Origin of the sequence: Acetobacterium sp., from assembly GCF_039830195.1 — a bacterium.
GTDB lineage: Bacteria > Bacillota > Clostridia > Eubacteriales > Eubacteriaceae > Acetobacterium.
Genome location: NZ_JBDODG010000030.1, coordinates 1 through 26,471, shown reverse-complemented (window position 1 = coordinate 26,471; position 26,471 = coordinate 1). Strand labels below are relative to the sequence as shown.

Below are 26,471 nucleotides of genomic sequence, written 5' to 3'. Positions count from 1 at the left end.
AACCATTGGACTTTTTCTTTTTCTTCGGGAGCCGATCAGGAAGGATTACCGGCTTTGTTTTTTCCTGGCGTGAATTCTGTTTTGACTTGGTTTCAGATTTTATTGTTTTTAGGGGGCGTGTATCTTGCTTTAAGTTTTTATTAGATGTTTTTTTTGATGATGGATTTCGTTTATTTTCAATGACACTCTTTTTTCGTTTATTCAAATTTTTACCTCATTTGGAAATCATTCTATCTGCACAAAAATGCAAATATACAGCAGAGACGTGGTTAGTAAAGTTTTTTCACGTCTTTAATTTGGAAATGAGTCCGAATTACTCAATTTTTATACTTCTGGTAGGCTATTATATCATATTTGTAAATATTTGTAAAAATAATATGAATAGAAAAAGCAAATGAGCTGTAAATCTTGTTATACATTTCAGGAAAACTTTGTTATAATAGAAATCAAAGACTGATAGTGAATATAGGAGTGGGGTTAAAATGACAAATGAACAGGAACTCAATGAAAAAAATGAGTACTTTGAATATGTTGAATCACGCATTGAAAATTTAGAAAAACTGATTTTGAAAAAGGACGAAGAATTAAAATCACTGATCCTCAGAACCGTTCAAAACAGCACATCGCAGCCGGATAAAAATCAGAGCGAGAAATCACCGCGACCCGATCAGGGGAATTTTGAGCGTGTGTTTGAAGATCTCAAGGAAGAAGAAACCAGGTTTTTAAAAAACGAAGGTGAGAGTCCGAACTATAATACGGAGGAGCTCAATAGCCAACTGGTCAATATCGAAAAAAGGGAAAAGATGGTCCAGGATATGCTGGATTCATTGGGAACAGCTCTTGCTATCTTGAAAAAACGTCACGAAGAAGTGAATCGAAAAGAAGAAACGTTGAATCGTGAGTATCAAAAGCTTCAAGAAATTGAAGCGCTGTACCGGAGTGCAGAAGGTTTGGACGCCTTGACTTCAACCTTTGGGCAGATATCAAGCGATGGAGAAAGTTTGCGCGAAAGCAACAGAACCTCTCTGAATAATGACAGCAAGGAGTGATTTGATGAAATTAAGTTTTGGTAAATGCTGGGGTTTGTTAATTTTTGATATTATCGGCTTAGCGATCTCTGGTTATGCTTTTTTACTGGGTTATCAGGTAATAGCGACACTTGCCAACGCAAATGCGTATATTATTCTGATGGGCTTTTTTGTGGGGATCAAAACAATTGTTTTGGCCCTATATGATTTAAACAGAAATATGCTGCGCAAGAATATTCCCTTTATCGGCGGGGCGATTGCAATTCTGGGCAATGGCATTATTTTTGCGATGTGCTTCTTTTTGATACCAGATGTGCCACTGACATTTTTTATTGGTTTAGCCGTTGCAGACTTCCTGATGATCACCCTGTGCCACTTGCTATGGTGGGTACTTATTGGTAAGGATGATAATTATTCGAAGAATCGGAAAGCATCGGCAAAAGAAGAACGAGGATCTAAGCAGGAAAGCAAAAAGACTGCAAAAAAAGACCTGAAGAATGAACAAAAACAAGAATCGGAAAAAGCGAATAAAAAGTCAGGGAAAAAAGTAAAAAGCGAGAAAAGAACCTGGCTGTCCCGAGATGATGAGGAAGAATCCGAGTATGACAGCATCTTTACCAGCCTGCTGGAAAATGAAAAACGAGGCCAGCAACGCTATGTGGAATCCCCCAAAGCCGATGAACCCCGAGTTATTGAAGAAGAAAAACGTTATCAAACCAGTGACTTTCTCAATGAGATCAAGGAAAATTTAAAAAAAGAAAACAAAACCCAATTGAATAAGGCTGAAGTTCAGGGTGAATCCAAAATGAAACCGGCGAACCAGGAATTAAATCTTTCACGTGCAAAAACGCCAGTAGGATTACCCACAATGGATTCAGCTCAGAAAAAAGAAGCTCCGTTCGAGCCAGCCCGCGTAATGAATACCCAGGCAGTTGCGGAAACTGTTATTTTACCTGGGCAGGTGCCAATACCGCAAGCTACCAATCCAATTCCGCTACAGAATAGTACTGATTTTTTTGGTGAATTGCCAACGATCAAAGAGAAAAAACCGGATCTTCAAACAATGGAGACCTTGAATTTAAATACACTGGAAATCGATGAAGCCGGTATGGCTGATAATGAAGAAGGTTTTCTTTCGATTGAGCGGCGACTGGGCTATCTTTTTCATGAAATCGAAAAATCCATGAAAGAAACCCAATATCTGCAAGGGGCAATCAGTAATTTTCAGAAGGAAGTGGAAAACTATCAACCCATTGCCGGGGATGAAAAGATTGTGGCCGCCGGAAATTTGATTCGTGAAAAGCTGAAAATGATTATCGATAAACAATTTGTGGTAGATGAGGTTCTGGATGATCTGATTCGCCTTTCCAAATTGATCAATAAACGGATCAATGATTTAGATATTATTGAAGCGGGACTGAATCAGCGCAAGATCGCTTTGGATCAAAAAGATCTGCTGTTGGTTGAAGCTCAAAAGCGAAACATCGTCGAGAAAGAAGTAGAAATTCGGCCGGAAGAAGTGGTGCTGGAAAATTTGGATTCCGAGTTCATCGTTGCCGAAGGTGACTATGAATCGATCCGTAAATATCTGACCGAAAATCCGGTAGAATAACCTGGTTTAGTCCAGCAGAAACCAAAAGATATAACATAGATGTGTGCGCTGAGCTTGTATGAGGTTGGCGCACACCTGGGAATGGATAAGGATTAACCCGAACAATTATTCGGGAAACAATAACCATCTATTGTGATAATCGGTGGTTATTTTTTTATTGCGGATTTTTAATATAAATGATATACTGCTACCTGTATAAAAGTGGGTGTATTGGCTAAAGATGCATCAAAACTTATTATTATTAGGAGGAAAAGAAATGAAAAAAATCGCAAAGCTCAGTGTTTTGGTAATGGTAGCCGTTATGGTTTTATCACTTGCAGCTTGTTCCGGCGGAACAACAAAAACTAGCGGTGATACAAAGAAATATGTAATCGCAACAGATACAACATTCAAACCATTTGAGTATGAAAATGAAAAAGGTGAACGAGTTGGAATTGATATTGATCTTTTAGCAGCCATTGCAAAAGACCAGGGTTTTGAATATGAATTGAAGGCAGTTGGTTTTGATGCCGCACTGGGTGAAGTATCAACCGGCCAATCTGACGGGATGATCGCTGGTATGAGTATTACCGACGAACGTAAAAAAACCTTCGACTTTTCTGATCCTTACTTTGATTCCGGCGTCGTTATGGCGGTTTCAGCATCAAACAATACCATCAAAACCTATGCTGATTTAAAAGGACAAAAAGTTGCGGTTAAAACAGGAACCGAAGGTGCAACCTTTGCCGAATCCATTAAAGATCAATATGGTTTTACGACGGTCTCTTTCCCAGATTCAGCTAATATGTACGAAGATGTAAAAGCCGGAAATTCGGTAGCTCTATTTGAAGACTATCCCGTAGTTGGTGATGCAATCGCCAGCGGCGTGCCACTTAAAATGGTTACTGAGATGGAAAAAGGTAGTTCTTACGGCTTCGCAGTAAAATTAGGTCAAAATCCTGAGTTGATTGAAATGTTTAATACCGGTTTAGCCAACTTAAAAGCCAATGGCGAATATCAAAAAATTCTGGATACATATATCAAAAAATAATCTGTTAGAAAAAATATAACACGTTATTGATTTTGAAATCATCTGTCAGCAGATTATGCCGCTGGCAGATGATTTCTCTAAGTTATCTAAAAGTGTTTACTCGTGTGATCGTTTGTGTGTGAGTAAAGACTGTTGGACAACTGGAACCATAGAAGGAGGTTGACGTGAGTATACCAGCATTAATTGTACAGTATTGGCCCCGCCTGATCGCAGGACTGGGCTTGACGGTTGAAATTACAATCATTTCCCTTATTTTAGCAGGTATTTTAGGGATGGTTTTCGGGCTCTTGTCGGTATCGAAGCGGAAAAGTTTAAGAGCAATTGCGCTTGTTTATGTTGATATTGTTCGGGGCACCCCATTATTGGTCCAGGCATTCTTCATCTACTTTGGTATTCCGGCGGCCCTGGGAATCCAATCAGATCCGGTTGTTTCCGGCGTTATTACCTTGAGCCTGAATGCTGGTGGTTATCTGGCCGAGATCGTCCGCGGTGGGATTGAGTCCATCAGCAGAGGTCAGATGGAAGCCGCCAGAAGCTTGGGCTTACCGTATGGGATGGCGATGCGGAGTGTCATTTTACCCCAGGCGATCCGAACGATGACCCCAGCTTTGATCAATCAGTGTATTATTACCCTAAAGGATACATCCCTGCTTTCTGTTATTGGTGTGACTGAGTTAACCCAGACCGGACGACTGATTATTGCCAATAATTACCAATCCTTCGAGGTATGGGCGATTGTGGCGATGATGTACTTTATTATTATTATGATTTTATCGAAGATCTCAAAACGAATTGAAAGGAAAATGTCTTATGGGAAAAGTAAAAATTAAAAACCTCAAAAAGAATTTTGGTGATTTAGAAGTCCTGAAAGATATTAACCTGGAAGTTAAAGAACGAGAAGTAATCTGTATTATTGGCGCTTCCGGTTCGGGTAAGAGTACCTTATTGCGCTGTATCAACGCCCTGGAAGATGCCAGCAGCGGTACCATTGAAGTGGATGGCAATGATATCACCCGGGCAGATGGTAATATCAACAAATATCGACAGGATATTGGGATGGTTTTTCAGCAGTTTAATCTTTTCCCGCATATGACGGTCTTGAAAAATATCTCTTTCGCGCCAGTAGCACTTAAGCTTAAGACAAAAGAGGAAGCTGAAGAAACGGCGCTGAAACTGTTAAGAAGCGTCGATCTGGAAGAAAAAGCCAATGTTTATCCGGAGCAGTTATCCGGGGGACAACAGCAACGGGTAGCCATTGCCCGAGCGCTGGCGATGAATCCCGATGTGATGCTTTTCGATGAACCCACTTCAGCGCTGGATCCTGAAATGGTCGGAGAAGTCTTGAATGTTATGAAGCAGCTGGCCAAAGATGGCATGACCATGATTGTCGTTACCCACGAAATGGGGTTTGCCAGAGAAGTTGCTGATCGGGTGATCTTTATTGACGAAGGTTTTATCGTCGAAGAAGGTCCGCCGAGTGAAATATTCGGCAATCCCAAAAACCAGAGAACCATCAATTTCCTGAATAAGGTCTTATAATATTAACCCGGAATCAGGGTGTTAATCAATCAGTGAATTTTAAACCATCTCGTAAGAGGTGGTTTTTTTCTGTCCGGTGGTATTGGTATGATATTCAGGGTATATTGGGAGTAGAATGCCAGAGAGGGGATCGAAAGCGATGATGATTAAAGAGTGGTTAATTGATTGGTATGAGTGGATTAAAACACGGGTAATGGCAAACAAACAGAGGACCGGCGCCCTGCTGTGCGTCCTGCTTGTGCTGATTGGATTCTTTATGCCATTTATGAGTGCCAGGGCTGATGTATCGGTAGTGGGAATCAGGAACGATACCCTGGAGCTGATTAGTCCCGAGTATGACATGATCAATTTTTCTTTAAGCGATTTTGTCTGGCAGGAACCGATTGACGAGCTTGAAATCTATGGGGTTCCGCTTGGCAATATCAAAATAATGGATCAGTCGGTGCTGGAAATGCTAAGAAACCCGTTGCCGGATAAGGGCTATGTCAGCAGTGTGAATGACGCTTTATCAAGCCCGGCGCTGGATTATCTGGTCGATCCCAAGGTTCAGGAAATTGTCGCCACCCGTTTGAGTAACGGGACGAACATCAATGCCATTCTCAGTGACCTATGGACGATTATTCAAAGTGCTAGAAGTATTGCCGGTAAGGTCAATGATGTGACGATTCAAGCCCATCAGTCGATGGATCAGGTTAACGCGACGATGGCGACCATCGACAGTTATAAAGCTACCGCCAATGGTTCAATACTAATCCTATTTCTAGTAGTCTTTTGTCTGGTGGTGCTCATTTTATATAAACGGGCCAGTATCAAACTGTCTATTTTCATTTCGGGATTGTTATCGGCGCTGTTTTTGGCAGTTGGTGTCGGCACTGCGGTGGTCAATAATAGCATTAATGAGCAGCTTGCCAGTTTGGCAAATCAGGTTAATAATGGCATTGTGGACGCATTGAGAGCCATCTTAACCGGAACATTGGGAGAGGTGGGGACATTTATTGCCAATTATATCAGCGGCCAGGCCAATTTTCTGGTCATGTCATTTGCGCTCCAGTTGGAAGCCGGGTATTGGATTATTCTGTTGGGTTTGTTGGGGACCTTGATACTGCTGATATTAACAGCCCGAAAAGAGCAACGAACCGCAGACGAAGCGGAAATACAAACCGAGTTGGACGAATCAGCGTTAGCTGAAGAAATCGATGAAGCGATAGAAGCGCAGAAGAATGAGCAAGCTAAGGCCTGATTAAACGAAGTCAGTGAAGAAATCAAAATACAGCTCAAGCAAGAAAAAAGCAAGGATGATCGGCGGATCATCCTTGCTTTGCTTATTCGACTAATTGAGAGATCTTGATACTTTTGGTATGCTCGATGGGTTCCCAGATTTCAATCGGTTTGATGAAACACAACACATTAATGGGAATCCAGGAGGCCAGATAAAACCAGAAAGAAAAAACCGAAATATTGTTGATCTGACGGATTTTTTTACCTTCCAGCCATAACACCATGGCGGTAAAGACCACGCTGAAGAGAACCCCACCTATGGAAAAGAGAATGGCAAAGCTTAATGCGTTGGACCAGACACTGGTGGTGATAAACAGCATCCCCAAAATGATAAAGGAACAAATGGTATAAATACAGGTTAGCACTTGCATAAAGGGGGAAACCAGAAACATCAGCATATCCATGGCACAACGATTTTTATCCTTGACGACCGCGTCGATGAGCTGGGGCGAGTACTGATTAAAACATTGAATGGTACCTGTTGACCAACGTTTGCGTTGCGACCAGGATTGATCAAAGGTAATTGGGTGTTCATCATAGGTAACCGCCTCGGGAACCCAGGCGACCCGGTAACCCTTGATGATACACTGGGTAGTAAATTCGATATCTTCAGTCAGGCTGAAAGTTTTGAACCCTTCTTTTTTGATGACATCGGCATGCATCATGAATCCGGTTCCGTTTAAAGTAGCAGACCAGCCCAGTTTATGGCGGGCCAGATTCATAAAACGATTCAAGGTCCAGTAAAATACCGATTGGCAGCCGGAAATCCAGGAATCATCAGGATTTTTACTGTCCCGGTAACCTTGGGCAATTTTTTCACCCGATTCAAGAACGTTATTCATCGAGGTGATAAAATGCTTATCAACCAGGTTATCGGCATCAAAAACGCAGAAGGCATCGTAAACATCATTTTCTTCAAAAATATAATCAAAGAATTGCGAAAGGGCTGCGCCCTTGGATTTAACCTCAGCCGTACAGGTCATAATCTTGGCACCGTGCTGAAGGGCTACTTCTTTGGTATCATCAGTACAATTATTGGGAATAACATAGACATCCATCAGTTCTTCCGGATAATCCTGTTGGTGAAGACTTTCGATCAGATTACCAATAACCGCCGCTTCATTTCGTGCGGCAACTACCACAGCAATGCGGTTTTTGGGAGGGGAGAGTACATATTTATTGTGTTTGGTATACCCAAATACTCCGATACCTAAGTAATAGATACCATAAATAAAAAACGGGATGCCTAAAATAAATAACAGAGTAAAAATTTGTGAAACCATCTCTATTTAATTTCTCCTTCATATTAAGTTATATCAATCGTTTTGAAAGCCGGAAACAAATTGTGTGCTGCGGTTCCAATCACTACCGGATATAGTATAAATGCTTTTTCTTCATGACACAACCACCATGAATTGTCATTCGTGGTGGTTGTGTGAGTTTATGTACGTCGCATTTAAGTTGTTTCATTTTAACACGAAACAGAGTATTTATCAAGGATATGGGGTGTTTCCTGAAAACGAGATCATCGAAATTTTAAGGTTATTCAAAGGTTTGTATTGCGTATGCCAATTTATAAGTCCTTTAAATTATCTTTAATCAGGCGGGTCCGTGGCATTTCGGTTTTGTGCATGTTGGCAAAATAGCCCCAGAGCATAATCAATCCGATTGGCCAAATCAGCAGACTCCAAACGACCAGCCACCATTTGGAATAGTAAAACGGTTTTTTTTCGGTGCGATCGATTACTTCAGTTTCTTCCATCATATCTAATTTATCTTCTAACATTGTCACATCCTCCTTAATTTGTTTGTTGCACTATAGATACCCCGAAACTAGGAAAAACAACAAAATGGGAAAATCTTAAAAAACTAAAGGGTTCATTTTCAATTCATATTGAATGTTTAGAATATGGCTACGAAATAAAATCAATGGTTGGAGGATCGACGTGAAAAAAGGAAAAACTAAAAAGATTATTATTGGCTGTGTGGTTGGGATGTTAGTAATTGTGGGCGGATTGTGGGGATATCAGGTTTTTGCAAAGTCGGCGAAAGATCAGTTTACTGAGACCCCGGCAACGATGGGAAATATTGTCAATGACAACCGTTTTTCAGGGGTAATTGAGAGTCAGTCCCGGGAAGATGTCATGGCCGCCAGTGCCCTGGAAATAAGTGAGCTCTATGTCAGTGAAGGAGAACTAATTGCTGAAGAGACTGATCTTTATGAACCGGTCTCGGGGGATATTGTCACCTCAACTGTTGCCGGAGAAGTTGCCGAGATTTATTATGATGAAGATGAAACCGTGGCAGCCGGTGGCAAAATTATGGAGATTGTCGATTTTACTAATCTTCAGGTTAGTATCAAGGTGGATGAATATCAATTGTCAACACTGGCAGTGGGGTCACCGGTTACCATCAATATAGACAGTATTGGGCGCAGTGTCCAGGGATCGGTCAGTGAAATCAGTCGGGAAGCTAAAAACGAAAATGGGGTCGCTTATTTTACCGCCATCGTTGATTTTCAGGGCGATGCACAGATTCGCATCGGGATGAATGCCGAAGTGGTTATCGTTAAGGAACAAGTTGAAAATGCAGTGACGGTTCCGGTGGACGCCATACAATTTGGGGCTGACAACGAAAGCTATGTCCTGATCAAAGGCGAGTCGGAAAATCCTGAGCAGCGTCTGGTAATCACCGGAATAACCGATGGCATCAATATCCAAATAACAGAAGGTCTCACCGAGAATGAGGTGGTTTTAATACCCGTGATGACAACCACGGAGACTTCAACCTTCCAGCGACCGGAAACCGGTAGTGAACTCTAATGCCTGAAAAAATATTAGAAATGCAGAGTCTCGTCAAGACCTATATCATGGGTGAGGAGGAGCAGGTGGTTTTAAAAGGCATTGATCTGGAGATCAATCGGGGCGATTTTCTTTCAGTGTTGGGACCGTCCGGTTCGGGAAAATCCACCTTGATGAACATTATTGGCTGCCTGGATGTCCCCACCAGTGGGACCTACTATCTGTCCGGGGAATTGATTCGCGATCTGGCTGAGGTCGATCTTTCCCGTATCCGTAACCGCGAAATCGGTTTTATCTTTCAGCAGTTTCAACTGCTGCCACGGTTATCAGCCCAGAAAAATGTCGAGCTGCCACTTATTTATGCCGGAGTGCCCGAAAAAGAACGGCAGGCCCGCAGTGCCCATATTCTGGAACGGGTGGGGCTGGCCGATAAAATGAATAACCGCCCCAATCAGTTATCGGGCGGCCAGCAACAGCGGGTGGCGATTGCCAGAGCGCTGGTCACCGAGCCAACCATTCTGCTGGCTGATGAACCGACCGGAGCCCTGGATCAACAGACCGGGCATCAGATCATGGCGCTCTTTAAAGAACTTTATCAGGAAGGAAAAACCATCGTGATGATCACTCATGATGCAGATGTGGCTAAAAACGGCATCCGGATTGTCCGGATTGTCGATGGGAATCTCAGTGAGGGGGTGTACAATGCTTAAGGAAAGTATTAAAATGGCTTTAGAAAATATCGTCAGTAATAAAATGCGCTCCTTTCTCACCATGCTCGGTATTATTATCGGGGTAGGATCGGTGATTGCGCTGATCACCATTGTTTCCGGAGCGACCAGCACCGTTACCGATCAGGTGGCTTCCATGGGGGCCAATACGGTAACCGTTCAGGTCCAGGGAACGCCCCTGAAACAGGGGCTGACCCAGGGCGATGTCAACAAGATATCCGAACTGTCAAACATCGAAGGGATTGCCCCAACTATTTCCGGTCAAACCACAGTGGCCTTTGACGGAAACACCATGGATGAAATTACCCTCCAGGGCAAGAATGACGTCTATTTTGAAAATACCGAAGATGTCATCTCATCCGGTCGAATCATTAAGTCCATTGACACCGAAAACAAAAGCCGGGTGGCACTGATTGGAAGCGACATCGCCAATGAACTCTATGTGGGCAAAAATCCCATTGGCCAGGAAATTAAAATCGGCGGCATTACCTATAACGTTATTGGGATCTTACAGAAATCAGACAGCTTTGCCTCCACCGATGCCAACAGCTCGGTGATCATCCCCTATACCACCGCCATGGGCGTGGTCGGGGCCAAGTACATTAACAGTATGACCGTCTATATTGCTGACGAGGCGCTGGCCGATACCACCACCCGGCAAATTGAAGGGGTTTTAACAAAAGCTTTTAATGGTGACGAAGATGGTTACTCGATTGTCAATATGCAGAGTATCCTCGAGACCATTGAAGAAATGACCAGTATTCTGTCGATGATGCTGGCGGGGATCGCCTCGATCTCACTGGTAGTCGGGGGCATTGGCATCATGAACATGATGCTGGTTTCGGTCACCGAACGGACCAGCGAAATCGGCTTGCGCAAGGCCTTAGGAGCCGAGCCCAAACAGATTCAGCTCCAGTTTCTGATTGAATCGGTGGTGCTCTGCCTGATTGGCGGCATCATTGGTTTTATCCTCGGGGTCAGCCTGGCCTGGGTGGTTGCCAATCTGATCGGAACCAGTTTTGCCCTGACGGCCTCCACCGTTTTATTAGCGATTGGCTTTTCCGCCGCCATCGGCGTGGTTTTTGGTTTTATGCCGGCCCGCAAGGCTTCCCGGCTCAATCCTATTGACGCGCTGCGAAGTATTTAGGAGAGAAAACAGGAGAATGAAATGTTCAGTATTTTAATTTGCGAGGATGACAATCACATTCGCCGACTGTTTCGGGATACCCTGGAAAAAGAAGGTTACTCGGTTTTTGAAGCAATCGACGGCGTCATGGCGCTGGACGAGCTGGGGAAAAATCATATTGATCTGTTAATCACCGATGTGATGATGCCCCATATGGATGGCCATGTATTAACCAAAACCCTACGGGATGGGGGCTTAGAGCTCCCAATCCTGATGATCACCGCCAGAGAAAGCATCGATGATAAAAAAACCGGTTTTAAAGCCGGGACGGATGATTATATGGTTAAGCCGGTGGATATGGATGAGATGTTGCTGCGGGTCTTTGCTTTATTGCGGCGGGCCAAAATCGCCAATGAACAGCGACTGGTGGTAGGAAAAACGATTCTGGATTATGAAGCCTTGACCTTAAGCATTGGTGATGAAAAGACTACCCTGCCCAAAAAAGAGTTTCTGTTGCTGTTTAAACTGTTATCAGCACCCAACCGGATTTTTACCCGGGCGCAACTAATGGATGAGATCTGGGGCTACGAAAGTGAAAGTGATCACCGCACTGTGGATGTCCATATCAAACGGTTACGGGAAAAACTGGAAAACAATCGCGATTTCGAAATCATCACCGTTAAAGGTCTGGGCTATAAAGCCCGGGTTTTATAGTCCGGCATAAGGAGTCTTATGAAAAATAAAATTCTTCATTCAATTTACACAAAATTTCTGGTGACCTTTTTAGGGGCGCTTTTTTTCTCATCCACCTTAACCTTCGGGGTTGTTTATTGGTCACAATTGGGCAGTATTCTCGATCAGATCCGGGTGGAGCTGGTCAACCAGGCCCAGGCGGTTCAGACCCTGAATCAGGAGCAGTTGAGTGATGAAGCAATCACGGATTTATATGCCCAGGGCATCGTGGTGTCCCGGATTGTTGCCAATCTGGATGAAGTCGGGGCAGTGCTGTCTGAGGAGGAACAGGCGAAACTTGAACGGGGCGAGATTGTCTACCAGGTGGCCTATCAATCCCACGATTTACCGATGGCCCTGGGCAAACTGGCCGATGGTTATGTCGTTACCATGCCAAATCTGGAGAAAAATCAAATCGCCGGCTTTATGAACCTCCAGCGCACGACCATGCTGGTCACCCTGTTAATCGGATCAGTGCTGATTGTCATTGCCGTAGCGATGATTGCCAAGCCGATCAAAGCCGTTTCCGAAGCCACCAAAAAAGTCGCCGAGGGTGATTTTGATATCAGGCTGAAGGTGCGGGGAAAGGATGAGCTGGCGGTGTTGGCGCAAAATTTCAATATCATGACTGCAGCGCTTTCTCGCAATGACTATATCCATCGGGATTTTGTCAGCAATGTGTCCCATGAATTTAAAACCCCGATCGCCTCGATTAAAGGTTTTGGCAAGTTCTTGAAAGATCCAGAACTATCAGAAACCCAGCGGCAGGAATACATCGATATTATTGTCGATGAAAGCGACCGGCTGTGGAAGCTGTCGGCCAATGTCTTAAAACTGTCGGAATTGGAAAATGGCGTTTTGGGGTTGAAGAAAGAAGCCTTTGCGCTGGATGAATCAATCCGGCGGGTGGTGTTGTTGCTGCAGGAAAAGTGGGAAGCTAAAAATATCGATCTGGATATCCAGTTGGATGAAATTACCTACCAGGGTGATCAGGAACTGATGGCCCAGGTTATTATCAATCTGTTGACCAATGCCATTCACCATACCCCGGTCGATGGCGAAATCAGGATTGATCTCCATGCAACAGCCAAAGAAATTACAATAACAATAACCGATAGCGGAAAGGGAATCAGCGGGGAGGATCAGGAAAAAATATTTGATCGTTTCTACAAGGCCGATCAATCCCGCAGTACCCCTGGTACCGGGTTGGGACTCACCATTTCTCAGCGTATCGTTGGCCTTCACGGTGGCACCATTACTGTGGAAAGTACGCTGGAAAAGGGCAGCACCTTTGCGGTCAGACTACCTCAATAAAAAAACAGGGAGCTCTCTGATAGTTTGCGACTATCAGAAAGCTCCCTGTTTTGATTGACTGGCGGTATTAACTAGCGTTATGAATTAGTATTATAAGGGCTCAATCGGTTGCAAGTCCTGAGCCAATTCGTATTACAGCTCCTCCGCTTTCTCAAACTGCGAGTTGTAAAGTTTGGCATAAAAACCATTGGCAGCCAGCAGATCAAAATGATTGCCCTGTTCGACAATGTCGCCTTCATTCATAACCAGAATCAGGTCGGCATTTTTAATGGTGGATAAGCGGTGGGCGATGACAAAGCTGGTTCGCCCTTCCATCAGGTTGTCCATGGCTTTCTGGATCAGTACCTCGGTACGGGTATCCACTGAGCTGGTGGCTTCATCGAGAATCAGAATTTTAGGATCAGCCAAAATGGCCCGGGCAATGGTCAGCAGCTGTTTCTGTCCCTGGGACACATTACTGGCCTCTTCATTTAAGAACATGTTGTAGCCATCCGGCAGGGTGTGGACAAAATAGTCCACCTGGGCGGCGACAGCCGCTGCTTCCACCTCGGCATCAGTAGCATCAAGACGGCCATATTTGATATTGTCGCGGATACTGGCATTGTATAGCCAGGTATCCTGGAGTACCATTCCAAAGAGACTGCGCAGATCGCCGCGGCTGAAATCCTTGATATTATGACCATCCACCAGGATCGCCCCGGAGTCCACGTCATAAAAACGCATCAACAGCTTGACGATGGTGGTTTTGCCGGCTCCGGTGGGGCCAACAATGGCAATTTTCTGTCCTTCTTCGATGTGGGCGGAAAAGTCTTTAATAACGGTTTTGTCAGGATTATACCCAAAGTTCACGTGGTCAAAATCAACACTGCCAGAAACCTTGGTGAGATCAAAAGCGGTGGTGCTTTCGGAAACCTCTTCCTCTTCATCGAGAAAGGTGAAGACCCGTTCAGCGGCGGCTGTGGTTTGCTGCAGAATGTTAGAGATGTTGGCAATCTGCATAATCGGCTGGGTAAACTGGCGGACATATTGGATAAAGGCCTGAATATCCCCAACGCTTAAGCGACCATTCACGGCCAGATAACCGCCGAGAATACAAACCGCTACATAGCCAAGGTTGCCAATAAAGTTCATCATTGGCATCATCAGTCCGGACAGGAATTGTGATTTCCAGGCTGAGCTGTAAAGGGTGGTGTTATAGTGGTCAAAGGTTTCAAAAGAAGATGCTTCACCGTTGAAGGCCTTGACCACGTTGTGCCCGCTGTACATTTCTTCCACATGGCCGTTAATATGACCCAGATAGGTTTGCTGTTCGCTAAAATGGGGCTGGGACTTTTTAACAATATTTACCACAATCACAAACGAGATGGGCACAATCAACAGCGCCACAATCGTCATTTGCCAACTAATCGAAAACATCATAATCAGAATACCCACCAGGGTAGCCACCGAGGTGATAATCTGGGTGACGCTCTGGTTCAGGGTCTGATTGACTGTTTCAATATCATTGGTCAGAAAGGAAAGAACCTCGCCATAGCTGGTTTTGTCAAAATATTTAAAGGGCAGCCGATTGATTTTGGCAAAAATATTTCGTCGCAGTTGATAGGTTACCTTCATCGAAATACCAGTCATAATATAGCCTTGAATATAAGAAAACAGCGCGGCGATGACGTAGAGGCCAAGGAGCAGGAGCAGGATCTGACCGATATAGTCAAAATCGATGCCTTTGCCATTATCGGCAATCATATTCATAACCCCTTCAAACAGGGCCGTGGTGGCATTACCAAGGATTTTGGGACCGACAATCATAAAGACGGTGGAGGCAACCGCAAAGATCAGCACGAAAAAGAGACTGATTTTATAGGCTGATAGATAACGGGCCAGTTTTTTAAGGCTGCCCTTGAAATCTTTGGGCTTTTCGCCGGGCATCATACCGGCGGGTCCCCCGGGGCCCCGGCCCATTCCGCCGCCGCCCATGTTGCCGCGTTTTGGTGATTTGATATTATTTTGTTCGCTCATATGTTTAATTCCTCCTCTGATAATTGTGAGGATGCAATTTCCTGGTAGGTGGCACAGGTTTTTAATAATTCATTGTGGGTTCCTTTGCCAACCACCCGGCCGTGATCCAGAACGATGATCTGTTCAGCATGCATAATCGTGTTGATCCGCTGGGCGACGATGAGCACCGTACTATTGCCGGTGTACTCTTTTAACGCCCGTCGCAGCGCCACATCGGTTTTGTAATCCAATGCCGAAAAGCTGTCATCAAAAATGTAAATGTCCGGTTTTCGCACCAGGGCCCGGGCAATTGACAGACGTTGTTTCTGCCCCCCGGAAACATTGCTGCCGCCTTGGGCGATTTCCCGTTCAAAACCGTCCTGACTGCTTTCAATAAAGTCAGTAGCCTGAGCGACTTGGGCGGCAATGGCCAGATCGGCTTCATTGGCCTGGGAATCGCCATATTTAAGATTAGAAGCGATGGTGCCGGAAAACAGCACCCCTTTTTGAGGAATATAACCAATTTTTTCGCGCAGATCGTGCTGGGTGACCTCGCGGATGTCAATGCCGTCAATTTTAACGGTACCGGAGGTGACATCAAAAAACCGCGGAATCAGGTTAATCAGAGTTGACTTACCCGAACCGGTGGAGCCAATGAAAGCGGTCGTTTCGCCGGGATTGGCCACGAAGTTGATATCATGAAGGACATCCTCCTCAGCTCCTTCATAACGGAAGGAGACGTGGTCAAAAGCCAGGGTGGTCTGGGCATTCATCGGCAATTTTTTTGGTGCGACGGGATCGACAATGCTGGGTTTAATCGCCAGCACTTCCTGGATCCGATCACCGGAAACAGAGGCCCGGGGAATCATGATAAACATCATCGACATCATCAGGAAGGAGAAAATAATTTGCATGGCATATTGCATAAAGGCCATCATATCACCAACCTGCATGGCTGAAGTGGCAATTTGCTGAGCCCCGACCCAAACAACCAGGAGGGTGACGCCATTCATGATAAACATCATGGTTGGCATCATAAAGACCATCACCCGGTTAACAAAGAGATTATTGGCAGTGGTGTCCTGATTGACCGCATCAAAACGATTTTCTTCAAATTTCTGGTTCCCGAAAGCCCGGACCACCATCAAGCCAGTCAGGCTTTCCCGGGTGACCAGGTTCAGTTTATCAACCAGTTTCTGGATCAGCTTAAAGCGGGGCATGGCAACAGCAAAAACGACACCAATAATCAGCATCACCGCAATAACCGCGACGACGATAATCCAACCCATCGAGGTAGTCCGTCGCAGCGCCATAATAATCCCGCCAATGGCCAGAATCGGAGAATAGATGAGAATCCGAATGCCCATAATCAGCATCGTCTGGATTTGGGTGATATCATTGGTGTTCCGGGTAATCAGTGAAGCGGTTGAGAACTTATCAAATTCGGTATTGGAGAAGCATTGTACTTTGCGAAAAACATCCCGACGCAGACTTTGGGAAACCCCGGCAGCAATGCGGGCCGAAAAAAAGCCAACCCCGATAGCAGCTAAAATAGCGATTAACGAAAGCAGTAGCATCATTGCGCCAATTTTCAAAATGTAAAGATTTTGAATCGCGCCGACGTCAACTCCCAGTTCGGTATAGAATTGTTTGGTGAACTGGACGGCAGTCTGAGCCTGCATCGATTCCGGGGTCTGGATGGCCTGCTCCCGGGCCTCGTCAAAGGTGGTCGGGGGCAGCTGCGCGAGCATGGGCAGGGCCGCGTAAATTTGGGTAAAATCGAGATCGGTCATGCTTTCGGTAGCGCTGGCATCGGTGGCGCCGGTATCCAGAGAACGCATATAATTGATAAATGTCCAGGTGGCCGCTCCGAAGATCGGATCCAGGGTATCGAAGGTTTCGGTACTGGCATCGGTCAGGACATAAATCGACTCGGTTTCCAGTGCCGGGAATTTTTCCAGCGTGGCTTGATAGTCTGGATTAGTAGTGTCGGCCGGACTCATCAGCAGATAGTTATCCGTTACGGTTTGTTGATCGGCGGAGTTCATAAAGGTCGTCATCAGGGTATAGCCGTCTTCACTGATGGCTTCCGGCGTTGCGTGTTCGATCCCGTTCTGCTGAATCCCCACGTTGACAATGTCAGACATGTAGTTGGGCAGGTTCAGGTCGGAAATGGCCTGCACGAATAGCAGCGCCAGGGTGATGAAAAGGACCCCGAGATAGGGTTTTAAATAGCGTGAAAGCTTGATCATGTTGTTTTCCTTTCTGCTTTTTCTGGTTGTTCCAGGTCGCATTGTTGTCGATCAATCTGATCAAAGGCACCGGCTAATTTGTCTAATAAGCGGACCAGGGCCTGGGTATCTTCTTGACCCAGAAGGGTCGCCGCTTCGTCATAGATTTGGAAGCAGGACTTTGATACATCGGTTTCCAGTTGTCGACCAGTCTCGGTGAGGTTAACGTAAACCAGGCGGCGATCCTTGCTGGAAGCAATCCGTTCGACATAGCCATGCTTTTCTAAAGTTGAGATCGTTTGAGAAACACCGGGCATGGAAATTGCGGTTTCCCGGCTGAGTTGAGAAATTTTCACGCCGGGAGCCAGCGGGAGATTGTTAGTCTGGGCTTCTTGCTGTTCTTGTTCATACATTTTTTTAAGGGTTTTTAACATAAAAAATTCATGGGGTTTGAGGTTTTGCATAAATTCTTTATGAATCCGCCCCATGCTTGATTTTTTGATGCGATGAAAAGCCTTAAACAGTTCATGTCCATTAAAATTCAATTCGAGCTCCTTTCACAGATTAATGATTAACTGAGATAATAGTTAATTATCATAATAGTTAATTTACTTAAGTAAATCCATTATAAACAAAGCTTGAAATTATGCAAGGCAAAATAATTTTGAAAAGCATTACCATCAAGATTTATGCTATAATATTTTCGTAACTTAAGAAAAATTAAGCATAAGGAGCAAAAGTTAGAGTATGACCAAGAAAAAAGAAGCCTTTAAAGAGACCTTAAAATATGCATTTATGCAAACCCTGCCGGTTCTTTTCGGCTATGTGTTCATGGGGATGGCCTTTGGCATTCTACTGGAAAAAGCGGGCTATAATTTTATTTGGGCATTTTTCATCAGTCTGATTATATACGCCGGTTCGATGCAATTTGTGTTGATCGGGATGCTGGGTGGCGGCATGGGCTTGTTGTCGATGATCGTCCTGACCCTGTCGGTGCAGAGCCGTCATATCTTTTACGGACTATCCTTTATCGAGAAATTTAAAGCGATGGGAAAATGGGGCTGGTATATGATTTTTTCGCTAACCGACGAGACCTATTCGCTGCTGTGTGGGATGAATATCCCCAAAGAACTCAATCAGAAACAGGTGTTTTTTGCCGTGGCAGCCCTGGATCAAAGTTACTGGATTATTGGCTGCACCCTGGGTGCAGTTATCGGCAGTTTCATCGGCTTTGATACCACCGGTATCGATTTTGCCATGGCCGCCCTGTTTGTGGTTATTTTCATTGAGCAGTGGTATAGTTATCAATCCCATTTGCCGGCTCTGGTGGGGACGGTTTGCGGGGTGGCATCACTGGTCATATTTGGCGCCGGTGCTTTTATTTTACCAGCCCTGATCGCTTCGGTGTGTTTGCTGCTGGTCTTTAAGAACAGTATTAAACAAGGGGAGAATCAGGAGGTGTGTCAATGAGTGCTGAATTTATCATTCCGTTTTACGTAATTCTCGTGGTTGCAGCCTGTACCTTTCTGACTCGTTTTCTGCCCTTCGCCCTTTTTGGCGGAGGTAAGGAAGTGCCAGCCCTGGTTAAAACCCTGGGCGATTTGTTGCCGCCGGCGGTTATTGCCATTCTGGTAGTATACTGTTTAAAGGGAGTCGATTTGATGGTGGCACCCCATGGTTTTCCCGAGTTTATTGCGGTTGCCATTGTGGCGCTGCTGCATATCTGGAAGCGTAACAATCTGTTGAGTATTGGTGGCGGGACGCTATTGTACATGGTGCTGATCCAAATGGTCTTTATCTAGTTGAAAACCAGAACTGCGACAGATGAAAAGAGGTAGTGATGTTTAAAATCGGTGAGTTTTCCAAATTAACCCAGGTTTCGATTCGGATGCTCCGTTATTATGATGAGAATAACTTGTTAAAACCGGCTCAGACGGACCCGTTTAGTGGCTATCGCCTTTATTCGGTGGAACAAATTCCGCGGCTGCAAAAAATTATCTTTTTGAGAGATGTCGGCTATACGGTTGCGGAGATCAGGCTTGCGCTGGATCATTGGAGTGGGAATTTTATAGCTGATCAATTGAGGAACAAAAAAATCGAAGTACGGCGATTGTTTGAACAAGAACGGGAAAAGCTGAGTAAAATAGAAACAGCTTTGGAAAGCATCAAAAAAGATGAAATTGATATTCGTTATAACTTTATCATTAAGCAGATTCCTTCATACCTGGTTATTTCACTGCGGCGCGTGATACCAAATTATTTTTGTGAGGAAATGCTTTGGCAAGAGCTGACCGAACGAATAGAATTAACAAACAAAAGTAAAATTGAGCTACCAATAACCGACCAGTGCTTTGCTGTTTATCACGACAAAGAATTTAAGGAAGCCGATGTGGATGTAGAGGTCTGTGCAGTAGTCGCAAAAGCTGTGTATCCGGACGAACCGCTGTGCTTTAGAAGAATAGAACCGGTGGCGATGATGGCCAGCACGATGGTTTATGGTCCCTACGAAAATATTGCCGGGGTCTATCGTTCACTGGCCTATTGGCTGACTGAGCATGGTGGGTTTAGAATGAAAGGAAAAAACCGACAGATCTGTCACCGGGGGCCCTGGAATGAGGAAAACCCGGCTCATTACCTGACCGAAATTCAGATTGAATTGGAAAAAGTAAATTGAAACAGGGGGGATAGTTTTTAGATTATTAATCAGTTTTTTATTTCCTTGCCCCATGCAGAAAGACTTCCCAAAATCGGAATAAGACGATTCGTGTTTTTGGTTAATTCATACTCAACTCTTAAGGGCATTTCGTTGTATTGTGTGCGGAGGATGAGACCATCCGCTTCGAGTTCCTTCAGTGAGGAAGCGAGCATGGTGTTGGTTACGCCTTTAATTTTTTTTCTTAACGCATTATAACGTGTCGGCCCGTCGTTATACAGTGCACACAGGATGGGAATCTTCCATTTACCGCCAATGATTTCAAGGGCAGCTGAAAGTGGGCATTTTTCTTGGCATGGGCAGATGTTCCCGGAACATAAGGAAGTTGTGTTTTCAGAGGTAGTCATTTTTTTCTTATCTACTTTCTATTTTCGTATTTGATCATATTTTTTTGCGTAGTTTACAAGCATTTAAGTTGGTACTATAATTGTATCAGGTAGTAATTACGGAGTCAATTGCTATAGTAAACTTTGGAGGGATTAAAATGGTTATTAATGAAGAAATGAAAAGTGTTATCGAAAACTCGGCGTTCCTGACAATTGTAACAATGTGTCCCGATGGTAGCCCACACCCAATTATTGTTGGTAGTGGCACAGTTGAAGGGGACAATGTTTCGGTCGGAGTCTATGCAATGAAGGTTACGCAGGAAAATATCAAGAAAAACGACTGTGCGATGTTGTTAGCAGCTCAAAAATTTGAGGGTGGAGCCAAAGGTTGTCGTTTTACCGGCAGTGCAAAAGTTATTGACAGGAAATTTGTATTTACGGCAACAAAGGCAGAAGCCCTTATTTAAATCAATGAGAATAAAACCGTTATTAAAAAACCACTGATTATGTGAGACCTTGATAGTCTTGTAATCAGTGGTTTTTAATTGGGCACTAATATGTTAATGCAATTTTCAAGATGAAAGAGATTTTGATTAAGTTTAGCAGAGGTGCTTTCTTCCAATTATAAAATTATGATTTTTATTGACTCTCACATGGTGTCAGGGTCTAGAATGAGGATATAATAAAATTATGGAGGTAAGCAAATGGAAAAAGGTTACGTAAAACCAATTGGCACAATTCATGTTCAGGGTGAGAACATCTTTATTGAATTGGAAGAAGCCTATCGTGAAGGGCTGCAAGGACTGGCTGGATTCTCGCACATCAATGTTTTCTGGTGGTTCAGTGAGTTTGATAGTGAAGACGCCCGTCAGGTTCTTTCCGGGCCGCAGCCCTATAAGCAGTCCCCGGAGGTGATGGGGGTATTTGCTACCCGATCACCGCTTCGGCCCAATCCCATTGCCTTTACCCCGGTTTCGGTGCTGGAGATCGACTATCAAAAAGGGTTTATCAGGATTCCCTACATTGATGCCAATGATGGCACCCCGGTGCTTGATATCAAACCTTATACTCCTAGTCTGGATCGGGTAGAAAATCCCCAAGTGCCGAGCTGGTGCGATCATTGGCCTAAAAGTGTTGAAGAGTCTGGAAATTTTAATTGGGAAGAAGAGTTTAACTTTTAAAGCTTCTGTTTATTAATGGTGGCAATCAGAAATTTAATCTTAATCCCCTGTTCGGCATACATTTTTTCGTGCTCGGTTTCAATATTGCCCGGGTAGTCGGCAGCATGAAGATCGGGGATCAGGGTTGTGATGGCAAAACCGGTTTCCTCGAAATATTTAATAGAGTCGGCAAACAGGTCATCATTGTCGGTCTTAAAATAGATTTCGCCGTTTTCGGATAAGAGCTGCTTATATTTTTCCAGATGTTTGCTATGAGTCAGACGTTTTTTCTGGTAGCGGCGGCGCGGCCAGGGATTACAGAAATTAATGTAAATCCGCTCGACACCATCCTCTGAGGAGAGGATGGTGTCAATGCGTTCAATGTCCCAGGACATGATTTGGACATTATCAATGGCTCGATTCTTGTCAGTATAGGCCGCTTCAATATTGCGCTTGGTCAAACCTAGCACCGCATCAATCAGATCAATGGCCAGATAGTTGATCTCTGGATGGCGGCTGCCCAACGCCGCAATAAAGGTTCCTTTACCGCAGCCCAATTCAATATGAAGGGGCTGCTTTTTTTTAAATAACGGTTGCCATTGCCCGCGATGATCCCGGGGATCGGCCTGGAAAAATCCGCAGGCCTCCAGTTCTGGGCGAGCCCAGGGTTTTGGTCGTATATGCATGGTATCACTCCTTTTAAAAATCGTTCTTTTTAAAGTTTTATAATTTTTGTCGCCACATGGTCAATGAAGGACCGGTCATGCTCCACAAAAATCATGGTTGGCGGGGTCTGTAGCAAAAGCTCTTCAATCTGCACCCGCGAGAGCACGTCGATATAATTTAGCGGTTCGTCCCACAAATATAAGTGAGCCGACTGACAAAGACTACGGGCTAAATAGACCTTCTTTTTTTGTCCCTCGCTGAAGCTTCCCAGATTTTTTTCAAACTGTTCCCGGTTGAATCCCAGCTTTCGCAAAATGGTTTTAAACAGACTTTCGTCAATCCCTTCGCAGCGGGAATAATCACGGAGATCCCCGGTCAGTAAGTGAGTATCTTGAGGAATATGCGAAAGCAGTAGCTTGCTTCCCAGGTTCAGGCTGCCGGTAAAGCTGATCGGTTCGCCCAGTAGCAGTTTAAGCAGACTGGATTTACCAGAGCCGTTCGGGCCGACTATGGCAATGCGGTCGCCCTGATTGATCTCAAAGCTTAAATCTTCAAGAATGGGTCGATCACCATAGCTAAGGGACAGGTTATTTGCCGAAATCAGCCGGTCTTTTTGATAAGATCGGGGTCGGATCTGGAGCGCGTCGGCCCAGTCAATGTTCTTAAGCAGTTTTTCTTTTGACTCAATACTTTTATGCTGGCGTTTTTCCAGCGATTTGGATCGTTTCATCATTTTGGCCGATTGATGGCCAATGTGGCCGCGGTCGGGACGAAGACCCGAAACCCGTTGGCCGTTTTTAGACTTCTCAATGGCATTAGACCAATTTTCGGTGCGCTTGGCGGCAGTTTTCAATTGAACGATTTCCTGTTTTAGTTTTTTATTTTGATTGAGTTCAAACTGATCCTGACGTTGTTTGTTAAAGAGCCAGGTGGAATAGTTGCCTTTCTGAATTTCAATGTTCATTTTATTAATCGACAAGACGTGATCCACGCAGTTATCCAGAAAGGTGCGGTCGTGGGAAACCAGGATAAAACCCTGCTTTTTATTCAAATATTCGCTGACAACAAGACGGCCTTCCAGATCCAGATGATTGGTAGGCTCATCGATTAACAAAAATTGATTGGGCTTTAAAAACAAGGCCGCCAGCAATGTCTTGGTTTGCTCACCCCGGCTCAGAGTTTCAAAAGGCCGCTCCAGCAATTCGGGATCTAGGTTCAGCAGTGATAGTTCCCGCTGCAATTCCCACAGCGGATAGTCATCATGAATGGCGTTGACAATGGCACTGGTTAGTTGGGAAGGATCCTGAATCGCAAAGGGGAAATACTCAAAATCGACAGATGCGGCGATCACGCCGGCATAGTCATAAAGACCCATCAGAAGTTTTAGAAAGGTCGTTTTGCCGCGGCCATTTCGGCCGATAAAGCCCAGCTTCCAATTTGTGTCTATGGTAAAGGAAACATCTTCAAAAATATTTTCGTAACTGCTTTCGTAGTTAAAGCTTAAGTGTGATATGGAAATTTGTGACATCATTGTACCTCCGTTGCCAAGCCTGATGAGAGGCATTGACAAATAAAAAACCGCAAGAAAATTATCCTGCGGCTCAATGATTGACAGCCCAAAAAATCCATAACAAAGGAGTTGATGGTGCTAAAGAGGCAGTGCTTTTCTTGTAATTTTCTTGCTTAAGCGCACCAAAACAAGAGGTTTAACCTCAGGTTTTGAAAACACTTTCCAATTGTTGGTTAGCAAGATAAATTACGCATCCTCTTTACTCCTTTTCGTATTTTTATTACAGTCTAACATTTTTCTAAAAAGAATTCAATCCCAAAACGTAGTTTAAGGGCTTAATGAAGGATTTATAAACGAAACCTGTTCTTCTGACGGCTCGTAGACCTTCAGCTTTTCCTTAATCGGCTTGCTGTAGCTGTTGGACAGGCCAAAGGACTGGCGCAGGGGATTGAGTCTGCCGTAGAGCTCGTCCTTATATTCTTTGGGAGCACCGCCTTTTTTGTACAGGTTCCAGAGGGTGTCATATTTTTCGGGATAGCTGGTTTTAATAAAGTCAAAAAATGCTGGTTTGGTGGCTCCGCGCAGATATAGAGCGCCGGGCAGCACATAATCGATACCGGCATCCAAGCCGGCGGCGAACAAGGCCGTCAAGGTTTCGGAGTCATCGGTCAGGGTGGGAATAATCGGCATCAGATGGTGACCGATGGAGGCATTGGTTTTTCTGAAAGCTTTAAGCATCGCAAAGCGGGCCTGGCCAGATACGGCGCCGGGCTCGATTTTTTTTCGTATCGCTTCATCTAAAGTCGTCACCGTGGCCGCCACATTGATATAAGTAATTCGGGACAATTCGTCAATCAGGTCATAATCCCGGAGCACCAGATCCGACTTGGTGGAGATAATCGCCGGCGTCTTATATTTGATCAGTAGCTTTAATATTTCCGGCATCAGCTGATACTGGGCTTCCGCTGGCTGATAGCTGTCCGTGACACCGCCAATATTGACAATTTCCCGTTTCCAGTTTGGTGAGGAGAGCTGTTTTTCCAGAATTTCGATAATATTGGTCTTGACTGAAATATGGGTCGTGAAATCAGCAAGGCCGGTAAAACCATGGGTTCCCATGGCATAGCAGTAACGGCAGCCATGGCTGCAACCTCGATAAATATTTAAATCCCAGCCATAGGGAATTTTTCGCTTCAATTCATGCAGGGCTGTTGTACAGTTGATTGGGAGATATTCAGGCATGTCAGCCTCCTTAAGATTTCTTTATCATTACTTAAGTATATGTCATAAAAGTTTAGGGTGCCACAAGAATTTGTGGTAAAATTATTTACTGTTTCGCAAAATCTCTGGACAAAAAATACGGATGTTTATAATAAAGGGTAATAATATAAAAGAGACCACACAAGGGGGACAACAGACGTGAGCAATCATAACGGAAGAAAAGTAGTCGCAGTCATCATTATTTCAATGCTCATCATTCTACTGGTAGCAGCCGGGGCATTTTTGGCCCTGGAAGATCTGGTCGGGAGCATGGATATCCAGTCGTTTTTTGATGATACCGAAGCTCAGCAGAATGAAGAAATTGCGGCAAGTCAGCAGCAGGCTTTTGATGGTTATGCCTTTCTTGAGGATAATGAAAAGCAGGCCTATGCCAGGGTGGTTGGAATGCTGACGGATTTTGATGCCGAGGTAAAGGTCAGTGGGGTCAACACTGAAGAAATCGAGCGGGTCCTGGCGGCCATTGATTACGACTATCCGGAAATATTCTGGGCCGGCGAATTTTCTTATTATTTTGACGAAGGGGATCAGAAAGTCAGCAAGGTAATGGTTGAGTATCCCTATGACGAAGCCGAAAAAGATCGCCGACAGGCCGAAATTGAAGCGGCTTTTCAGGAATACAGTAAAGGTATATCAAAGGGAATGAGCGACTATGACAAAGTCAGATATGCCTACGAATATGTAATTAAAAACACTGTCTATCAGGAAGATCTTCAGGATGATCAGAACATTTACAGTGTCTTCGGGAAAAAAGGCTCGGTCTGTGCCGGTTATTCCAAGGCCATTCAATATCTGCTGAAACGGACCGGGATTGAGTGTTCCTATGTGGCAGGCGAGGCCATCGGTCAGGGCGCCCATGCCTGGAATATTGTCCGGGTTGATGGGGATTATTATTATCTGGATGCCACGTGGGGAGAATTTAACATCGAAGATAACAGCGAGCCGGAAAAGAGCATCTTCTATGACTATTTCTGTGTCACCACGGCGGAGCTGCTTAAATCACACCAGCCCGATCAGACCCTGATTGCCTACCCGGAGTTTACCGCTACGGCAGCCAATTATTTTGTCAAAGAGAATAAGCTCTATGACCTTAACAAAAAAAGTGAGGAAAACCGCTTTGTCGGCGATCTGGAAGTAGCCCTGAATACCGGAGAAAAGTATTTTCATTATGCCATAACCGATGCCAATACCATCGACGTTGCCGAAGATCTGATGGATGATGTGCTGGGATCTTATTACTGGTTTTCCAGTGAGGACAATTTGTCGAATACGATTGAGCTATATTAGAATAAAAATAAGAAGTTGAATGCCAAGAATCCCCATTCTGAAAGATCAGAATGGGGATTCTGTTTTATGTGCGCCCGGCATGGGCGCAATCTAACGGGTGAAAGTCCCGAGCACGGG

General features: G+C 44.6%; 26 protein-coding genes. 17 read left to right on the top strand and 9 right to left on the bottom strand.

Going from position 1 to position 26,471, the window contains the following annotated elements:
* Positions 1-482: 482 nt before the first annotated feature.
* The 6 genes from ABGU93_RS08770 (at position 483) to ABGU93_RS08745 (ending at position 6,449) form a co-directional block, all read left to right on the top strand.
* Entirely contained in the window at positions 483-1,049 is a 567-nt protein-coding gene (locus tag ABGU93_RS08770) for a hypothetical protein (RefSeq protein WP_347413089.1), read from the top strand.
* Between the two features lie 4 nt (positions 1,050-1,053).
* The gene (locus ABGU93_RS08765; protein ID WP_347413088.1) at positions 1,054-2,640 is read left to right on the top strand and encodes a hypothetical protein; all 1,587 of its coding nucleotides are present in this window, start codon (positions 1,054-1,056) and stop codon (positions 2,638-2,640) included.
* A 256-nt stretch (positions 2,641-2,896) separates the two neighbouring features.
* Positions 2,897-3,670, top strand: coding sequence for a transporter substrate-binding domain-containing protein (locus ABGU93_RS08760; protein ID WP_347413087.1), 774 nt, complete (start codon positions 2,897-2,899; stop codon positions 3,668-3,670).
* Positions 3,671-3,834: 164 nt separating this feature from the next.
* A complete protein-coding gene (locus tag ABGU93_RS08755; protein ID WP_347413086.1) occupies positions 3,835-4,500 on the top strand; it encodes an amino acid ABC transporter permease in 666 nt (221 codons plus the stop codon).
* Positions 4,481-5,209, top strand: coding sequence for an amino acid ABC transporter ATP-binding protein (locus ABGU93_RS08750; RefSeq protein WP_026393444.1), 729 nt, complete (start codon positions 4,481-4,483; stop codon positions 5,207-5,209). Before ABGU93_RS08755 ends, ABGU93_RS08750 begins: the two co-directional genes overlap by 20 nt.
* A gap of 193 nt (positions 5,210-5,402) precedes the next feature.
* Positions 5,403-6,449: a hypothetical protein gene (locus ABGU93_RS08745; protein WP_347413085.1), complete on the top strand. Its 1,047-nt coding sequence runs from the start codon at positions 5,403-5,405 to the stop codon at positions 6,447-6,449.
* Between the two features lie 82 nt (positions 6,450-6,531).
* On the opposite strand, the gene ABGU93_RS08740 is transcribed toward ABGU93_RS08745, so the two are convergent.
* Positions 6,532-7,770 carry a glycosyltransferase family 2 protein gene (locus ABGU93_RS08740; RefSeq protein WP_347413084.1) on the bottom strand — a complete coding sequence of 413 codons (1,239 nt, stop codon included), beginning with the start codon at positions 7,768-7,770 and terminating at the stop codon, positions 6,532-6,534.
* A gap of 290 nt (positions 7,771-8,060) precedes the next feature.
* Positions 8,061-8,273, bottom strand: a complete 213-nt coding sequence (locus tag ABGU93_RS08735; RefSeq protein WP_347413083.1) for a hypothetical protein — start codon at positions 8,271-8,273, stop codon at positions 8,061-8,063.
* Positions 8,274-8,433: 160 nt separating this feature from the next.
* Here ABGU93_RS08735 and ABGU93_RS08730 point away from each other — a divergent pair, with 160 nt between their 5' ends.
* Genes ABGU93_RS08730 through ABGU93_RS08710 form a run of 5 tightly spaced genes read left to right on the top strand, consistent with a single transcriptional unit; the run spans position 8,434 to position 13,188 of the window.
* Entirely contained in the window at positions 8,434-9,309 is an 876-nt protein-coding gene (locus ABGU93_RS08730; protein ID WP_347413082.1) for an HlyD family efflux transporter periplasmic adaptor subunit, read from the top strand.
* Positions 9,309-9,998 carry an ABC transporter ATP-binding protein gene (locus tag ABGU93_RS08725; protein ID WP_347413081.1) on the top strand — a complete coding sequence of 230 codons (690 nt, stop codon included), beginning with the start codon at positions 9,309-9,311 and terminating at the stop codon, positions 9,996-9,998. The genes ABGU93_RS08730 and ABGU93_RS08725 overlap by 1 nt, the downstream gene beginning before the upstream one ends.
* A complete protein-coding gene (locus ABGU93_RS08720) occupies positions 9,991-11,163 on the top strand; it encodes an ABC transporter permease (RefSeq protein WP_347413080.1) in 1,173 nt (390 codons plus the stop codon). The genes ABGU93_RS08725 and ABGU93_RS08720 overlap by 8 nt, the downstream gene beginning before the upstream one ends.
* Positions 11,164-11,184: 21 nt before the next feature.
* Positions 11,185-11,856: a response regulator transcription factor gene (locus ABGU93_RS08715; protein ID WP_347413079.1), complete on the top strand. Its 672-nt coding sequence runs from the start codon at positions 11,185-11,187 to the stop codon at positions 11,854-11,856.
* A gap of 18 nt (positions 11,857-11,874) precedes the next feature.
* Positions 11,875-13,188, top strand: coding sequence for a HAMP domain-containing sensor histidine kinase (locus ABGU93_RS08710; RefSeq protein WP_347413078.1), 1,314 nt, complete (start codon positions 11,875-11,877; stop codon positions 13,186-13,188).
* Positions 13,189-13,320: 132 nt separating this feature from the next.
* Here the strand turns inward: ABGU93_RS08710 and ABGU93_RS08705 are convergent, their stop codons facing one another.
* Genes ABGU93_RS08705 through ABGU93_RS08695 form a run of 3 tightly spaced genes read right to left on the bottom strand, consistent with a single transcriptional unit; the run spans position 13,321 to position 17,959 of the window.
* Positions 13,321-15,204: an ABC transporter ATP-binding protein gene (locus ABGU93_RS08705; protein ID WP_347413077.1), complete on the bottom strand. Its 1,884-nt coding sequence runs from the start codon at positions 15,202-15,204 to the stop codon at positions 13,321-13,323.
* A complete protein-coding gene (locus ABGU93_RS08700; RefSeq protein WP_347413076.1) occupies positions 15,201-17,435 on the bottom strand; it encodes an ABC transporter ATP-binding protein in 2,235 nt (744 codons plus the stop codon). The genes ABGU93_RS08705 and ABGU93_RS08700 overlap by 4 nt, the downstream gene beginning before the upstream one ends.
* Positions 17,432-17,959 carry a MarR family winged helix-turn-helix transcriptional regulator gene (locus ABGU93_RS08695; RefSeq protein ID WP_347413075.1) on the bottom strand — a complete coding sequence of 176 codons (528 nt, stop codon included), beginning with the start codon at positions 17,957-17,959 and terminating at the stop codon, positions 17,432-17,434. The genes ABGU93_RS08700 and ABGU93_RS08695 overlap by 4 nt, the downstream gene beginning before the upstream one ends.
* A gap of 202 nt (positions 17,960-18,161) precedes the next feature.
* Between ABGU93_RS08695 and ABGU93_RS08690 the strand changes: the two genes are divergently transcribed.
* Genes ABGU93_RS08690 through ABGU93_RS08680 form a run of 3 tightly spaced genes read left to right on the top strand, consistent with a single transcriptional unit; the run spans position 18,162 to position 20,088 of the window.
* Positions 18,162-18,884 (top strand): AzlC family ABC transporter permease, encoded by a 723-nt coding sequence (locus tag ABGU93_RS08690; protein WP_347413074.1) that lies wholly within the window; start codon positions 18,162-18,164, stop codon positions 18,882-18,884.
* A complete protein-coding gene (locus ABGU93_RS08685) occupies positions 18,881-19,216 on the top strand; it encodes an AzlD domain-containing protein (RefSeq protein WP_347413073.1) in 336 nt (111 codons plus the stop codon). The genes ABGU93_RS08690 and ABGU93_RS08685 overlap by 4 nt, the downstream gene beginning before the upstream one ends.
* A gap of 38 nt (positions 19,217-19,254) precedes the next feature.
* A complete protein-coding gene (locus tag ABGU93_RS08680; protein WP_347413072.1) occupies positions 19,255-20,088 on the top strand; it encodes a MerR family transcriptional regulator in 834 nt (277 codons plus the stop codon).
* A 29-nt stretch (positions 20,089-20,117) separates the two neighbouring features.
* Here ABGU93_RS08680 and ABGU93_RS08675 read toward each other — a convergent pair whose 3' ends face one another.
* Complete coding sequence (locus ABGU93_RS08675; protein WP_347413071.1) at positions 20,118-20,474, bottom strand: helix-turn-helix domain-containing protein; 357 nt, start codon at positions 20,472-20,474, stop codon at positions 20,118-20,120.
* Between the two features lie 137 nt (positions 20,475-20,611).
* Here ABGU93_RS08675 and ABGU93_RS08670 point away from each other — a divergent pair, with 137 nt between their 5' ends.
* Complete coding sequence (locus tag ABGU93_RS08670; RefSeq protein ID WP_347413070.1) at positions 20,612-20,920, top strand: pyridoxamine 5'-phosphate oxidase family protein; 309 nt, start codon at positions 20,612-20,614, stop codon at positions 20,918-20,920.
* 237 nt (positions 20,921-21,157) lie between these two features.
* Entirely contained in the window at positions 21,158-21,634 is a 477-nt protein-coding gene (gene tsaA, locus ABGU93_RS08665; RefSeq protein ID WP_347413069.1) for a tRNA (N6-threonylcarbamoyladenosine(37)-N6)-methyltransferase TrmO, read from the top strand.
* Here the strand turns inward: tsaA and trmB are convergent.
* The 3 genes from trmB to ABGU93_RS08650 all read right to left on the bottom strand — a co-directional run bounded on the left by trmB (position 21,631) and on the right by ABGU93_RS08650 (position 25,031).
* Positions 21,631-22,299, bottom strand: coding sequence for a tRNA (guanosine(46)-N7)-methyltransferase TrmB (gene trmB / locus ABGU93_RS08660; RefSeq protein WP_347413068.1), 669 nt, complete (start codon positions 22,297-22,299; stop codon positions 21,631-21,633). The genes tsaA and trmB overlap by 4 nt on opposite strands.
* Positions 22,300-22,328: 29 nt before the next feature.
* Positions 22,329-23,807, bottom strand: a complete 1,479-nt coding sequence (gene abc-f, locus ABGU93_RS08655) for a ribosomal protection-like ABC-F family protein (protein WP_347413067.1) — start codon at positions 23,805-23,807, stop codon at positions 22,329-22,331.
* A 309-nt stretch (positions 23,808-24,116) separates the two neighbouring features.
* Positions 24,117-25,031 carry a radical SAM protein gene (locus tag ABGU93_RS08650; protein ID WP_347413066.1) on the bottom strand — a complete coding sequence of 305 codons (915 nt, stop codon included), beginning with the start codon at positions 25,029-25,031 and terminating at the stop codon, positions 24,117-24,119.
* A 177-nt stretch (positions 25,032-25,208) separates the two neighbouring features.
* Here ABGU93_RS08650 and ABGU93_RS08645 point away from each other — a divergent pair, with 177 nt between their 5' ends.
* Positions 25,209-26,354 (top strand): transglutaminase domain-containing protein, encoded by a 1,146-nt coding sequence (locus ABGU93_RS08645; RefSeq protein ID WP_347413065.1) that lies wholly within the window; start codon positions 25,209-25,211, stop codon positions 26,352-26,354.
* The last annotated feature ends 117 nt before the right edge of the window (positions 26,355-26,471 follow it).